Here is a 269-nt window from a genome sequence, read left to right on the forward strand (position 1 = left end):
ATCGCTTTGTGCGCGGCAGTCTGGCGGTGATCAGTTGCTGGGAGCACCGAGTTCGAGATGTTTTGATCCCGTCATCCGTCATCCTGAGGTGCGAGCGCTTGCGAGCCTCGAAGGATGCACGGCCACCAGCCGGGCCGTGCATCCTTCGAGACGCGCTGCGCGCTCCTCAGGATGACGGATTAGGGGGTCAAAACATCTCGAAATATTCGCGCTGCTCCCAGTCCGACACCTCGGCCTGGAAACGCTCGATCTCCGCGTTCTTGATGAAA

At 59.9% G+C, this 269-nt stretch carries 1 protein-coding gene; it reads right to left on the reverse strand.

All coding sequences use genetic code 11. From position 1 onward, the window contains the following. Window positions 1-187: 187 nt before the first annotated feature. A partial coding sequence (locus FNJ47_RS53505; protein ID WP_163163613.1) for a glutamine synthetase occupies window positions 188-269 on the reverse strand: 82 nt, incomplete at its 5' end.

This window comes from Bradyrhizobium uaiense (assembly GCF_010811875.1).
Lineage (GTDB): Bacteria > Pseudomonadota > Alphaproteobacteria > Rhizobiales > Xanthobacteraceae > Bradyrhizobium > Bradyrhizobium uaiense.